Source organism: Acrocarpospora catenulata (genome assembly GCF_018476525.1).
GTDB classification, from domain to species: Bacteria; Actinomycetota; Actinomycetes; order Streptosporangiales; family Streptosporangiaceae; genus Acrocarpospora; species Acrocarpospora catenulata.
Window position 1 is genome coordinate 55,839 of sequence record NZ_JAHCST010000052.1, and the last position, 12,929, is coordinate 68,767.

Here is a 12,929-nt window from a genome sequence, read left to right on the forward strand (position 1 = left end):
CGGGTTCGCACTCCTGATCGCCTGCATGGCGGCCGGGATCCTGGTCGGCGCGGCCGGCCTCGACCCGAAGGGGGTGCTGCTCGCGCTGCTCGACCGGCTGCCGTTCGTCTCGGTGGACTCCGGGCTCGCGGTGGTCGAGGAGGGCGTGCTCTTCCAGCTGCGGGTGCCGCGGGTGCTGCTGGCGGCCCTGGTGGGCGGGCTGCTGGCGGTGGCCGGGGCCGGGTACCAGGGCGTGTTCCGCAACCCGCTGGCCGATCCGTACCTGCTGGGCGCGGGCGCCGGTGCCGGGCTCACGGTGACCCTGGTGATCGTGGCGGTCGGCGACACGGTGGCGGTGCCGGTCGCCGCGTTCGCCGGGGCCGTGGGCGGGGTCTTCCTGGCGTACGCGCTGGGCAGCGCCGCCGGGCGGGGGAGCGGCACCGCCAACCTGGTGCTCGCCGGGGTGGCCGTCAGCTCCTTCCTGGCGGCCATCCAGACCTTCGTGCAGCAGCTGAAGGTCGACCAGCTGGCCCGGGTGTATTCGTGGATCCTCGGCGACGTGGGGGGCGGCTGGCCGCAACTGGCCATGGTCGCCCCGTACGCGGCCGTCTCCGCCGTGGCCCTGCTGGCCCACGGGCGGCTGCTGGACGTGCTCTCGGTGGGCGAGGAGGAGGCCAGCGGGCTCGGGCTGCCGGCGGCCCGGGTGCGGTTCGCCGTGCTGCTTGCGGCCTCCCTGGCCACCGCCTCGGCGGTCGCGGTGAGCGGGCTGATCGCGTTCGTGGGCATCGTGGTGCCGCACGTGGTGCGGCGGCTGGCCGGGTGGTCCTACCGGATCGTGCTGCCGCTCTCGCTGCTCGGCGGGGCGGCCTTCCTGGTTCTGGCCGACCTGGTGGCGCGGACCGTGCTGGCCCCGGCCGAGCTGCCCATCGGGGTCGTCACCGCGTTCGTGGGCGCGCCGTTCTTCGTGACCGTGCTCCGGATGACCCGGCGGGTGGACACATGACGCCGGAGCTGACGGCGCGCGGGCTCGGGGTGCGCCTGGACGGGCGAACGGTGCTCGCCGAGGTGGGCCTGACCGTGCCCGGCGGGTCCTGGCTGGGGATCGTCGGGCCCAACGGGGCCGGGAAGTCCACCCTGCTCAAGGCCATGCTGGGGCTGCTGCCGCACACGGGCGAGGTGCTGGTGGGCGGCCGGTCGGTCCGGCGGCTGCGGCCCAGGGAACGGGCCCGGCTGATCGCGTACGCGCCGCAGGCGCCGTCCCTGCCGACGGACATGACGGTGGGGGAGTACGCGCTGCTCGGGCGCACGCCGTACATCGCCTATCTGGGGCGGGAGAGCCGCACGGACCGGGAGGTGACCGGATCGGTGCTGGCCAGGCTGGACCTGGACGGCTTCGCCGACCGGCCGCTCGGCCACCTGTCCGGCGGGGAGCGCCAGCGGGTGGTGCTGGCGCGGGCGCTGGCCCAGCAGGCGCCCATCCTGATCCTGGACGAGCCCACCACCGCGCTCGACCTCGGCCACCAGCAGCAGGCGCTCGACCTGCTGGACCGGCTCCGGCTGACCGACGGCCTCACCGTGCTCACCACCCTGCACGACCTCAGCCTGGCCGGGCAGTACGCCGACAGCCTGCTGCTGCTGGCGGACGGGCGGGCGGTGGCCGCCGGCACCCCCGGCCAGGTGCTCACCGAGGAGCTGATCACCCGGCACTTCGGCGCCCGGGTCCGCGTGTCGGGCGGCCCCGGACGCCCGGTCGTGCACCTGACCCGGGCTAGCCCGTGAACTTCACGCTGTTCACGATCGTGGTGATCAGCGTGTCGTCGCACTTGGCCGGCGGGCAGAAGAACGTGATCAGCCCCGACGGGCTGCCAGGCCGGGCCACCAGGAAGGTCCGGAAGTCCAGCCGCCCGGTGCCCTGACCGTCGCTGAGCACGCCGGTCACCTTGAACGCCGGGTTCCCGCCCACCGAGGTGGCCTGCGGCGCGCCCGGGATCGCCACCGAGCCAGGCAGCGTCGCCTGCAGGCCGGTCTGCAGGTCCTCCACCGAGTCGGAGGTGCTGATCGTCTCGGTGGTCTGGGCGACCATGCCGGTGGCCCGGTTCGGCGAGCTGCCGATGATCGGGTTGACCGCGCTCCAGTCGGTGTTGCCCGGCACCGCGAACAGGCCGTCGAACTCCTCCACCGCCGCCGCGGCCGTCACGTGCTGGTCGGCGTACTCCTTGAGGGTCCAGGTGGAGGGGTAGTTGAAGGTGTACGGGGCCGCCACGTTGCCCTTGAAGGTGTTCCAGCTGGCCGACTCGTCGCCGCCGCTCTGCGTGATCACGTACACCACCGCCGCGGTGACCAGCGCCAGCGCCGACACGCCGCCCACCACCGCGCCCAGCGGGAACTTCTTCTTCGGCGCGAGCTGCGGCTGCGGCGCGTACGTCGGGTAGGACGCGTGCGGGTACGACTGCGCGTAGGACGGGTGCTGCGAGAGCGACGGGTAGGAGACGGGCGGGTTGGAGATCGGCGGATTCGAGATCGGCGGGTTGGAGATCGGCCCCGAGTACTGCCCCCCGTAGTAGGGATGCGACGGGGTGCCCGCCGGGGGCCAGCTGGGCCGCCCGGAGACCGGGCTGAGGTCCGAGGAGTCCCCTTCGATGCCGCTGATCGCGTCCCGCAACGCGTTCACGAAGGCCGTGCAGGTCGGGAAGCGGTCCACCGGCGACTTGGCCAGCGCCCGCTGCATGACCTGGTTGACCGCGTGCGGCAGGTCGGGCCGGTACGGCGTGAGCGGCGGCGGGTCGTGCGAGACGTGCGCGTACAGCAGCGCCAGCTCGGTGTCCCGCTGGAACGGGGGCTGCCCGGTCAGCGCCTCGTAGACCACGCAGGCGAAGGCGTATCCGTCGCTGCGGCCGTCCACGGGCAGGCCGCGGATCTGCTCGGGGGCCACGTACCGCGGGGTGCCCATGAAGTGGCCGTGGCTGGTCAGACCCGCCTCCGCGGAGGCGCTCTTGGTCAGCCCGAAGTCGGTCAGGTAGACGTGGTCGGCCTCGGTGACCAGGATGTTGGCCGGTTTCACGTCCCGGTGCACCAGGCCGTTGGCGTGCGCCGCGTCCAGCGCGGAGGCGATCTGCGCGAACAGCCGGTTGGCCCGGGCCACCGGGAGCGGCCCGGTGGACTGCACCAGGCGGCGCATGTCGCTGCCCTCCACGTAGCGCATCGCGATGAAGAGCAGGTCCTCGCTCTCGCTGGCCTCGTAGATCGGGATGATGTGCGGGTGGTCGATCCCGGCCACCAGCCGCGACTCCCGGACGAACCGGTCACGGAACCGGGCGTCGTGGGCCAGCTGGGGGGCCAGCACCTTCAGCGCCACCGCCCGGCCGAGGCGCTGGTCCCTGGCCCGGTACACGGTCGCCATGCCGCCCCGGCCGATCACCGCCTCGATGGTGTAGTCGCCCACCTGCTGGCCGACGAGCGCCGGAATCGGCGTGCCTTCGGTCATGGCGCGTCCGTCGGGTGTCCGCAGAACCCGCAGAACCGGTGGCCGTGCCCGAGCCGCATGCCGCACTGGGTGCAGAACTTCACCTGTGGGTGCCCCATCTGGCCTACCTGGATCGGCTGCCCCACGTGGGCCTGCCCGCGCGGGGGTGACAGGTCCGACGGAGGCGGTTGATGCGGGACGGGCGGCTGCGAGGTCACACCGATCCCGCCCATCCCACCGGGCACGCCGGGCACTCCCATCCCACCTGGGGGGAACATCTCGGTCTGGGCCGGCCACGAGGTGACCAGGGCCGCGTTCTCCATCGGCGGCTCCCCGCCGACGGTCCCGTTCCCGGCGCGCCGCCGCTTCAGCAGGATCGGCACGGCGATGCCCACCGCGGCCCCCGCCAGCACCACGCCGCCGGCCACCCAGATCCAGGGGGAGACCCCGTTGCTCTGCTTGGCCGCCGGGGGCGCCGACTTCTTCTGGGTGGCGGCGTCCTCGGCGGTGCCCGCCTTGCTCCGGGCCACCTTGAGGTAGTTCAGGGCCACCGCGTGGTCCTGGCGCAGGGTCAGCACCTGCTGGAGCACCGGCACCGCGGCCGCGTACAGCTTGTTGTGGTAGGAGGCCAGGGCGTTCTCGTACACCACGTCCACCGGGCCGCGGCGCGGCGAGACGCCCGCGGCGACCATGGCCGAGCGGATGTCCTCCACCGGGGTGACCGTGGTGGGCAGGCCGGGACCGCCGGCCAGCAGCGCGACGACCTCGCTCTTGCCGTCGTCGATGATCGCGGCGCCGATGCCGTCGGCGGCGGCGGCCTTCTCGACCTTGGCCCGCTCGGCCTCCTTGAAGGAGCGGCTGCCTGGCGGGTCGAAGTGGGCGGTGTCCAGCTTCGGCGGGGCCTTGGGGGTGGGCCGCTGCGGCAGGCCCATGATGTCCACCGACTCCACGGTGGCGGTCAGCGTGGTGCCCAGCGGCACGGTCGGCAGGTTGTCCTTGCCGCCCGGGTCCACCTTGAGCACGGCCGGGGCGGCGGGGGAGTCGCCGGTGGTGAGCACCTCCGCCTTCAGGCCCTGCGGCAGCGGCGGGTCCAGGTACGGGAAGACCGTGACCTTGGTGGTCACCGTGGCGTTGCAGGTGGAGTTCTGGGTCCGCGGCGGGTAGCAGGCCTGGAGCCGGATGTTCAGGTCGGGGTCGTCCAGGGTGTGCCGTTCGAAGTCGGCCGGGACCTTGACCTTGAAGTATTCGGCGAAGACCCGGTTGGCGGCGTACACCCGTACGTCCAGGTCCGACTGGACCACCGAGGTGGCGGTGACGATCACTCCGTCCGGGGTCACCGTGAACCCGCTCCCCTTGGCGAGATCGGTGTCGTACTCCCGGACGACCTGCTGCAGTTTGCTGCGGTCGTCGAATAACGTGATCGAAACGTGGGACTCGGACTCCACGCGTACGGCCCCCGGGGTCACCCGGTCCGTCGAGCCGCTGGGGTGGGGGTGCATGGGCATGCCCAGCATGCCAAGGGCGCCGAGCCCCGCTAGAACCGCCAGGCGGGGCATCTCCGCCTCCTCTTCGGATCGGAACAGATCTAGACTCGCAGCGCGTACAGGGCCCGGCAAGGGCTCGCACGGTGCCGACATTCAGTTGATACCCGCCCAGGATCGCGTACAGGCTTGCAAAACACTTGTAAGTGGATTGAAGCGGTCCATCCGCTGCTACGCGGGAAGGCGGAGACAGATTAATCTGCGGACATGTCCCTCCGCATCTCCAAAACCGATCTCCTCATCGGCGCCGCCGTGGCGGCGATCGGCGTCGTCGAGGCGTTCACCACGGCGACCAGTCATGGCGCGGCGCAGAACCCCGAGCTGTGGTGGATTCCGCAGGCCCTGCTCGCGGGCGCTCTGCTGGTGCTGCGGGGCAGGTGGCCGGTGGTGGTGTTCATCGGCACCATCCTTCTGCAGTACCTGTGGCACCGTCAGGGGCACGAGAGCTGTCAGGTGCACCAGCTGATCTCGCTGCTGATCGCCTTCCACTCGGTCGGCGCCAATCTGCCGTTCCGGCGTGGGGGGCCGTGGGGGCTGGTCGGCATCCTGATCTTCGACTCGGGCGCGGTGGACCACCGGGTGCTGCCGATCGACGAGGTGATCTACCTCACCGTGCTGTTCGGCTTCGCCTACCTGACGGGGGTCGGCCTGCGCGCCTACCTGGTCCGGGTGCACCGGATGGCCGAGCGGGCCGCCCACCTGGAGCTGGAACGGGAGCGCCAGGCCGCCGAGGCGGTGGCCGCCGAGCGGAACCGGATCGCCAGGGAACTGCACGACGTGGTCGCGCACAGTGTCAGCATGATGGTCATGCAGGCCGGGGTGCTGCGCCGGACCCTGGGCGGGGACAACCCGGTGCTGCTCGGCATCGAGCAGACCGGCCGGGAGGCCGTCAACGAGCTGCGGGTCATGCTCGGCGCGCTCCGCATGCCGCAGGACGAGGCGCTGCCGCAGCCCGGCCTGGACCTGGTCGGCCACCTGATCTCCACCGTGCAGCACACCCGCCTGCGGGTCCACCACGTCGTGGAGGGTGACCCGGTACGGCTGGCGCCCGGCCTGGACCTGTCCGCGTACCGGATCGTCCAGGAGGCCCTCACCAACGCGGTCAAGTACGCCGGGGAGGCGGACGTGACGATCCGCATCGCCTACCACCCGCTCTCGATCACCCTCGAGGTGACCGACAACGGCACGGGCGTCCCCGCCAAGCTCGGCACCGGCCACGGGCTGATCGGCATGCGGGAGCGGGCCGAGCTGTTCGGCGGCACCCTGGAGGCGGGGCCGCGACCCGAGGGCGGCTTCCGGGTCTGTGCGGTGCTGCCCACCTCGCAGGGAGTTGTACTGGTATGAGCAACAGCATTCGGATCGTGCTCGCCGACGACCAGGCCATGATTCGGGCCGGGCTGCGCATGGTGGTGGAGAGCGAACCGGGCATGGAGGTGGTGGGCGAGGCGGGAGACGGTGTGGAGGCGGTCGCGCTGGCCCGCCGGATCCGGCCCAACGTGGTGCTGATGGACATCTCGATGCCCCGCCTGGACGGCCTGTCCGCGGCCCGCCAGCTGCTGGAGGATCCGCATCCGCCGAAGATCATCATGCTCACCACCTTCGACACCGACGAGAACCTGTACGCCGCGCTGCGCGCCGGGACCAGCGGCTTCCTGCTCAAGGTCTCCCCGCCGGAGCAACTGGTGGAAGCGATCCGGGTGGTGGCCGCCGGGGACGGGCTGCTCGACCCGGCCGTGACCACCCGGGTGATCGCCTCCTTCGCCGGGCGGCACGACCCGGTGCGGCCGCCCCAGCTGGCCGAGCTGACCCCGCGCGAGCTGGAGGTGCTCCGCATGCTGGCGCGTGGCCTCACCAACGCCGAGATCGCCCAGGAGCTCTTCGTCGGGGAGGCCACGGTCAAGACGCATGTGGCCAGGGTGCTCATGAAGCTCAGCCTGCGCGACCGCGCTCAGGCGGTGGTCTTCGCGTACGAGTCGGGCGTGGTGACCCCGGGGGCGGCGCTCGGGTAGTTCGAGATCCACTCCTCGCGGCTCATCCGCAGGACCTTGACGCCCAGGTAGCCGAACCCGGCCACCGGGAGCCCCCAGAGCAGGACGGTCGCCGGGCCGTACTCGACGAAGAAGCCGACCAGCCAGCCGCCGACGACCGTGCCGACCACCCACCACGGCGCGATGCCGGCGCGGCGGGCCGCGAACATGACCAGGCTGGCGCCGAGCGGGCCGAGGAACACCCAGGGCATCTGGAAGCCGAAGACGACGCCGGGCAGGTTGAACATGTCATCGAAGATCTTCGCAGCCTGTTCCGGGCTGTAGTGCTGCCCCAGGTACCATTCAACTGGGTCGCCCATGAGCAGGCCGGACAGGGCGAGGAAGCCCGCGGTGCTGAGCGCGCCGCCGATGTGCCCGAGCACCACGCCGCGCTTCCTGACCAGGTGCAGCAGGCCGAGGATGGCCACCGGAAGCATGATCCAGGCCCAGTGGTAGAGGGCGGACTGGGTCTGGGCGAGCGCCGGGTTGTCGCCGAAGCTGACCGATTCGCGATCGTCGCCCCAGGTGCCGGGGTCGATCAGGACCGCGATGAACTGGAGCAGCGGAGCCAGGATCAGCAGCACGCCGGTGACGGACTTCCGGAAACCGGCCGAGTCGTTGAGTTTGAACATTGTTCCCCCTCGGAAGTGGTTGACGGCGCTGGACGTTACGCGCCGGAACACGGAGGGTTCGTCACCCTCGCGGGTGAATCCGCATCCGCCGCGCGACGGTGGGGAACCCGTCCGGCGTAGATCGTGCGCGGGATCACACGGTGGGGGGACTTCCGGATCAGTGGGGATGACTGTGTATATTTTTCGACAGATGGCGCTTTTGGCGGGAGATATTTCATGAGGGTGTTGTTCGACGAGGCGCACAGCGAGGCTTGGACCATCCGCCGGGAGACGGCGGAGGCCATGAATCCGGGGCATCCCGACGACAACGGCTACGTGCGCGCGGCGGAGTTGCTGCGCTGGCGCGGAGCCACGGTGACCGCGCACACCGAGGGGCCGCTGACGCCCGAACGGCTGGCCGGGCAGGACGTGCTGGTGATCGCGCATCCGTCCGCGGACCGCTGGGAGCGCACCACCGGCCTGGGCAGCCCCGTCTTCACGGAGGCGGAGCTGGCGGCCGTGGCGGATCACGTGCGGGACGGCGGCGGGCTGGTGGTGCTGGCCGAGCACGAGCAGGACAAGTACGGCAGCAACCTGGCCGACCTGGTCGCCAAATTCGGGGTGGAGATCGAGCACCTGACCGTGCAGGACGCCCGCAACAGCCACAACAACGTGGCCTCCTGGGTGCTCGGCGCGCCCGGGGAGGGCCACTTGGACGGCGTGGACCTGCTGGCCGGGGTGGCGCGTGCCTGCTTCTACCGCGCCGGCACGCTGCGCGGCGCCGGCGAGGTGCTGTTCCGCACCTCCGGCCAGGCCGACCCTGCCTGCGCGCCGCTGGTGGTGGCCGTGCGCCACGGGGCCGGCCGGGTGGTCGTGCTGGCCGACTCCGACCTGTTCGGCGACGACTCCATCGCCGAGTTCGACCACGCCCGGCTCTGGACCAACCTGGTCACCTGGGCCGCCGCGACCCCCACCGGGACCGGCCAGGCACTGACCACGCCCGCCGAGTTCGCCGCGCTCAAGGCCGCCGTGGAACGCCTCCGGCCGCTCCAGGCCAAGGACGGCTCGGTCCCGGAGGCCAAGGCCGAGGCGGCGGACCTGGTGGCGGAGATCGTCGATCACGTGGTCCGGCTGGCGCCCGCCTTCCCGCACGACGCCGCCTACCTGGACGCCGTGGTGGCCGACTTCCGCAAGTGGGTGGCCGGGGGCCTGGAGGTCCCCGACTTCCTGGACTCGCTGGAGGCCTTCCACCCCGACACCCAGCGCGTCGACGGCCTGGAACACCTGGTCGTCTTCCCGATGTACACCCAGAACGGCAACCCCAACCGGAACATCGAGGCGGTCTGGGTGCGCACTTTCTGGCCCGACTGGCTGGCCGAGGTGGAGGCTGGGCGGTACGACAACCCGATGTTCGTGCCCATCACCTTCGTCGACTTCACCGCCGGGTACGACAGCAACTCGGCCGTGCTCTTCCCCGAGACCGTCGCGGTACGGCAGACGCCCGCCGCCTTCACCTGGGGCGGCATCTTCTGCGACCGGGAGTCGGCCAGGTTCCGCGCGGTCACCGGGGCCGCCGCGAGCACCCTGAAACTGGCGCTGCCGCCGGACGCGGCCCGGCTGGTGGCCTCGCCGGAGCTGGCCAGGGACGCGTTCGCGCTCTGGGACCTCATCCACGACCGGACCCACTCCCACGGGGACCTGCCGTTCGACCCCTTCATGATCAAGCAGCGGATGCCGTACTGGCTGTACTCGCTGGAGGAGCTGCGCTGCGACCTGACCGCGTTCGGTGAGGCGGTCCGGCTGGAGGCCGAAGGGGTGCCGCAGGCCCGGTACGTGCAGTACGCCATGCTCTTCGACCGGCTCTTCCGGTTCCCGATCACGGGGGACCGGGTGCGCAACTACGACGGCCTGGGCGGGCAACTGCTCTTCGCGTACCTGCACCGCAACGACATCGTGCGGTGGACCGACAACCGGCTGAGCGTGGACTGGGACAGGGTCGCGGGCGGCGTGGCCGACCTGCGCGCCCAGGTGGAGAAGCTCTACCGGGACGGCATCGACCGGTCCAAGCTGGCGCACTGGCTGGCCGCGCACCACCTGGTGGCGGAGTACGTGCCCGCCCATCCGGCCTCCCGGTGGGCCGCCAGGGACCTGCCGGAGGAGCAGAAGGCCATGGTGGACGCGGTGCTGCCGGACGAGTTCCCGCTCAGCATGTTCTACGAGGCCCTCCGCCGTAAGCTCACCGATGTCGTCGAATCCACGAAGGGTGTGCGCTGATGTCGCGGGTCATTCTCATCGCAGGGGCGGGCGGACCGGCCGGGCAGGCGGCCGTGCGCCGGTTCACCGAGCTGGGCGACCGGGTGATCGGTGTGGACCGCTCGGGCGCCAACGGGTGCCTGCCCGTCGACCTGCTGGACCTGGACGCGGTACGGGAGCTGGCCGGGCGCGTCAAGGCCGAGCACGGGCGGGTGGACGGTGTGGTGCACCTGGTCGGCGGCTGGCGGGGCTCGCCCAGCTTCGCGGAGACCTCCCTGGCGGACTGGGAGCTCCTGCACAACCTGCTGATCAAGACCCTGCAGCACGTGACCCTGGTCTTCGAGCCACTGCTGCGGGCCAGCGACGACGGGCGGTTCGCCATCGTGTCGGCCAAGGCCGCCCAGAAGCCGACCCAGGGCAACGCCGCCTACGCCGCCGCCAAGGCCGCGGCCGAGGCGTGGACGCTGTCCTTCGCCGACGCGCTGAAGGGCAGCTCGGCGGCGGCCGCCGTCCTGGTGGTGAACGCGCTGGTGCACGATGGCATGCGGACGGCCGATCCCGGCCGGACCTTCAAGGGGTTCACCGACGTGGCCGACCTGGCGGCGGCCATCAGCGGGCTGTGGGACCGACCGGCTGACGAGGTCAACGGCCAGCGCTTCGATCTCACGGGGTGATTCATGACGACCAATGCTGTCCGACGGCATGATCCGGCGGTTTTCTCCTTCGCCAGTGACAACTACGCCGGGGCGCATCCGGAGGTGCTCGAGGCCATCGCCCTGGCCAACGGGGGCCACCAGGTCGCGTACGGGGACGACGTCTACACCGAGGCGCTTCAGGAGATCTTCCGGCGACACTTCGGGGCCGACGCGCGGGCCTGGCCGGTGTTCAACGGCACGGCCGCCAACGTGGTGTCGCTGCGGGCCATGTGCGCCCCCTGGGAGGCGGTGATCTGCCCGGAGACGGCGCACATCAACGTGGACGAGGGGGGAGCGCCGGAGGTGGTCGGAGGCCTGAAGCTGCTGCCCGTGGCCACCCCGGACGGCAAGCTCACCCCGGCCCTCATCGACCGGCAGGCGTGGGGCTTCGGGGACGTGCACCGCGCCCAGCCCCGGGTGGTCTCCATCTCCAACGCCACCGAACTCGGCACGCTCTACACCCCCGACGAGATCAAGGCCGTCTGCGAGCACGCCCACGGCCTGGGCCTCCTGGTCCACCTGGACGGCTCCCGCCTGGCCAACGCCGCCGCCGCCCTGGACGTGCCGCTCCGGGCGCTCACCACCGACGCCGGGGTCGACGTGCTCTCCTTCGGCGGCACCAAGCTCGGGCTGGTCCTCGGCGAGGCGGTGGTCGTGCTCAACCCGGCCGCCGCGCACGGCATCCCGTACCTGCGCAAGACCAGCATGCAGCTGGCCTCCAAGATGCGCTTCGTCTCCGTCCAGTTCGAGGCGCTCCTGTCCGGGGACCTCTGGCTCCGCAACGGCCGCCAGGCCAACGCGATGGCCGCCCGCCTCGCCGCGGCCGTGCACGCGATCGACGGCGTCGAGGTCACCCGCAGGGTCCAGGCCAACGCGGTCTTCGCCCGGATCCCCGCCGTGGTCGCCGACCGCCTGCGCGAGCGCTACCGCTTCTACACCTGGGACCCCGACACCGGGGAGGTCCGCTGGATGTGCGCCTTCGACATCACCGAAGCCGCCGTGGACGCCTTCGCGGCGGCCGTCGCCGAGGAGGTCGCCGCCTGGCGCGCCGAGACGTCCGGGGGGCCGCAGGGCGGCTGACCGCGCCCGGACGCCGCCCGCCTGGCCAGGTGTAGGCTGCGCGCGTGACATTACGGGTGGTGATCGCTGAGGACTCCCTGTTGGTCAGGGAGGGCGTGGAACGGGTGCTTTCGCGCGATCCCGAACTGCGGGTGGTGGCCGCCTGCGCGGACCTGCCCGGTCTGCTGGCCGCCGTGGACGAGCACGAGCCCGACGTGGTGGTCACCGACGTGCGGATGCCGCCCACCTCGACCGACGAGGGCATCCAGGCGGCCACCAAACTGCGCGCCGCCCGCCCGCACACCGGGGTGGTGGTGCTCTCGCAGTACGCCGAGCCGTCGTACGCGACGATGTTGCTGGCGGCGGGGAGCGCCGGGCGGGCCTACCTGCTCAAGGAGCGGGTCGGGGAGCCCGGGCAGCTGGTCGAGGCGGTCCGGGCGGTGGCCAGGGGCGGTTCGATCATCGACCCCGTGGTCGTGGAGGGCATCCTCGCCGACTCGATGAAACGCCGCGCGTCCCCGCTGGCCGCCCTCACCCCCAGGGAACGTGACGTGCTCGCCCAGATCGCCCAGGGCAAGAGCAACGCCGCCGTGGGCGAGACCCTCTACCTGAGCGAGAAGTCGGTCGAGAAGCACATCAGCGTGGTCTTCGCCAAACTCGGCCTGGAGTCCACCCCCGAGGTGAACCGGCGGGTGCTCGCCGTCCTGCTCTACCTCGCCGAACAGGGGGGATAACACCCTTAGCAGGGTCCCCGTGATGCGCCAGGGTTGATGCCATGGGGTCCGTCGAGGTGCAAGTGAACGTTCTGATAGTCGACGACCAGGGCCCGTTCCGAGCCGCGGCCCGCCGCCTCGTCGCCTTGGTCGCCGGCTGGCAGGTCGTGGCGGAAGCCGTCTCCGGCGAGGAGGCCCTGGCCATGGTCGCCCGCTCCGCCCCCTCCCTCATCCTCATGGACATCAACCTCCCCGGCATAAGCGGCATCGAGGCCACCCGCCGCATCCTCGCCACCCACCCCCACATCCCCATCATCCTGGTCTCCACCTACGCCGCAGAAGACCTCCCCCCCGACGCCCACACCTGCGGCGCCACCGGCTACATCCGCAAGGAACACCTCACCCCGTCCCGCCTCCGCGCCCTGGTCCACCCCTAGGCCGAGAGCTACCGGCGCCTTCTGGCGAGGTCGCGGAGGGCGAGGGTGGCGGCGTGGTGGCCGTTCATGCCGTGGGCGCCGGGGCCGGGGGGTGTGCTGGTGGAGCAGAGATAGACGCCGGGGAGGGGGGTGCGCCAGGGGGTGGGGCTGG

The 12,929-nt window shown here is 71.8% G+C and carries 12 protein-coding genes; 9 read left to right on the forward strand and 3 right to left on the reverse strand.

All coding sequences use genetic code 11. From position 1 onward, the window contains the following. The first annotated feature begins 25 nt into the window (after positions 1-25). Both KIP79_RS35365 and KIP79_RS35370 read left to right on the forward strand, forming a co-directional pair. Positions 26-982, forward strand: a complete 957-nt coding sequence (locus KIP79_RS35365; protein WP_214109345.1) for a FecCD family ABC transporter permease — start codon at positions 26-28, stop codon at positions 980-982. Further along, entirely contained in the window at positions 979-1,758 is a 780-nt protein-coding gene (locus tag KIP79_RS35370) for an ABC transporter ATP-binding protein (protein ID WP_214109332.1), read from the forward strand. Before KIP79_RS35365 ends, KIP79_RS35370 begins: the two co-directional genes overlap by 4 nt. On the opposite strand, the gene KIP79_RS35375 is transcribed toward KIP79_RS35370, so the two are convergent. Together KIP79_RS35375 and KIP79_RS35380 are read right to left on the reverse strand one after the other, a co-directional pair. Beyond that, entirely contained in the window at positions 1,748-3,463 is a 1,716-nt protein-coding gene (locus KIP79_RS35375) for a serine/threonine-protein kinase (RefSeq protein ID WP_214109333.1), read from the reverse strand. The two genes, KIP79_RS35370 and KIP79_RS35375, sit on opposite strands and share 11 nt — an antisense overlap. Beyond that, positions 3,460-4,998: a zinc ribbon domain-containing protein gene (locus KIP79_RS35380; RefSeq protein ID WP_214109334.1), complete on the reverse strand. Its 1,539-nt coding sequence runs from the start codon at positions 4,996-4,998 to the stop codon at positions 3,460-3,462. The genes KIP79_RS35375 and KIP79_RS35380 overlap by 4 nt, the downstream gene beginning before the upstream one ends. Before the next feature lie 192 nt (positions 4,999-5,190). Here KIP79_RS35380 and KIP79_RS35385 point away from each other — a divergent pair, with 192 nt between their 5' ends. Beyond that, the gene (locus KIP79_RS35385) at positions 5,191-6,327 is read left to right on the forward strand and encodes a sensor histidine kinase (protein ID WP_214109335.1); all 1,137 of its coding nucleotides are present in this window, start codon (positions 5,191-5,193) and stop codon (positions 6,325-6,327) included. Beyond that, complete coding sequence (locus KIP79_RS35390; RefSeq protein WP_214109336.1) at positions 6,324-6,992, forward strand: response regulator; 669 nt, start codon at positions 6,324-6,326, stop codon at positions 6,990-6,992. Before KIP79_RS35385 ends, KIP79_RS35390 begins: the two co-directional genes overlap by 4 nt. Here KIP79_RS35390 and KIP79_RS35395 read toward each other — a convergent pair. After that, positions 6,932-7,642, reverse strand: a complete 711-nt coding sequence (locus KIP79_RS35395; protein ID WP_214109337.1) for a hypothetical protein — start codon at positions 7,640-7,642, stop codon at positions 6,932-6,934. The two genes, KIP79_RS35390 and KIP79_RS35395, sit on opposite strands and share 61 nt — an antisense overlap. 216 nt (positions 7,643-7,858) lie before the next feature. Here KIP79_RS35395 and KIP79_RS35400 point away from each other — a divergent pair, with 216 nt between their 5' ends. The 5 genes from KIP79_RS35400 to KIP79_RS35420 all read left to right on the forward strand — a co-directional run bounded on the left by KIP79_RS35400 (position 7,859) and on the right by KIP79_RS35420 (position 12,778). Beyond that, positions 7,859-9,895 (forward strand): DUF6421 family protein, encoded by a 2,037-nt coding sequence (locus KIP79_RS35400; RefSeq protein ID WP_250214354.1) that lies wholly within the window; start codon positions 7,859-7,861, stop codon positions 9,893-9,895. After that, entirely contained in the window at positions 9,895-10,548 is a 654-nt protein-coding gene (locus tag KIP79_RS35405; RefSeq protein ID WP_214109338.1) for an SDR family NAD(P)-dependent oxidoreductase, read from the forward strand. Before KIP79_RS35400 ends, KIP79_RS35405 begins: the two co-directional genes overlap by 1 nt. Positions 10,549-10,551: 3 nt before the next feature. Beyond that, a complete protein-coding gene (locus KIP79_RS35410) occupies positions 10,552-11,649 on the forward strand; it encodes a threonine aldolase family protein (RefSeq protein ID WP_214109339.1) in 1,098 nt (365 codons plus the stop codon). Between the two features lie 44 nt (positions 11,650-11,693). Beyond that, positions 11,694-12,362: a response regulator transcription factor gene (locus KIP79_RS35415; protein WP_214109340.1), complete on the forward strand. Its 669-nt coding sequence runs from the start codon at positions 11,694-11,696 to the stop codon at positions 12,360-12,362. A gap of 62 nt (positions 12,363-12,424) precedes the next feature. Further along, positions 12,425-12,778, forward strand: coding sequence for a response regulator (locus tag KIP79_RS35420; RefSeq protein ID WP_214109341.1), 354 nt, complete (start codon positions 12,425-12,427; stop codon positions 12,776-12,778). Positions 12,779-12,929 lie beyond the last annotated feature (151 nt).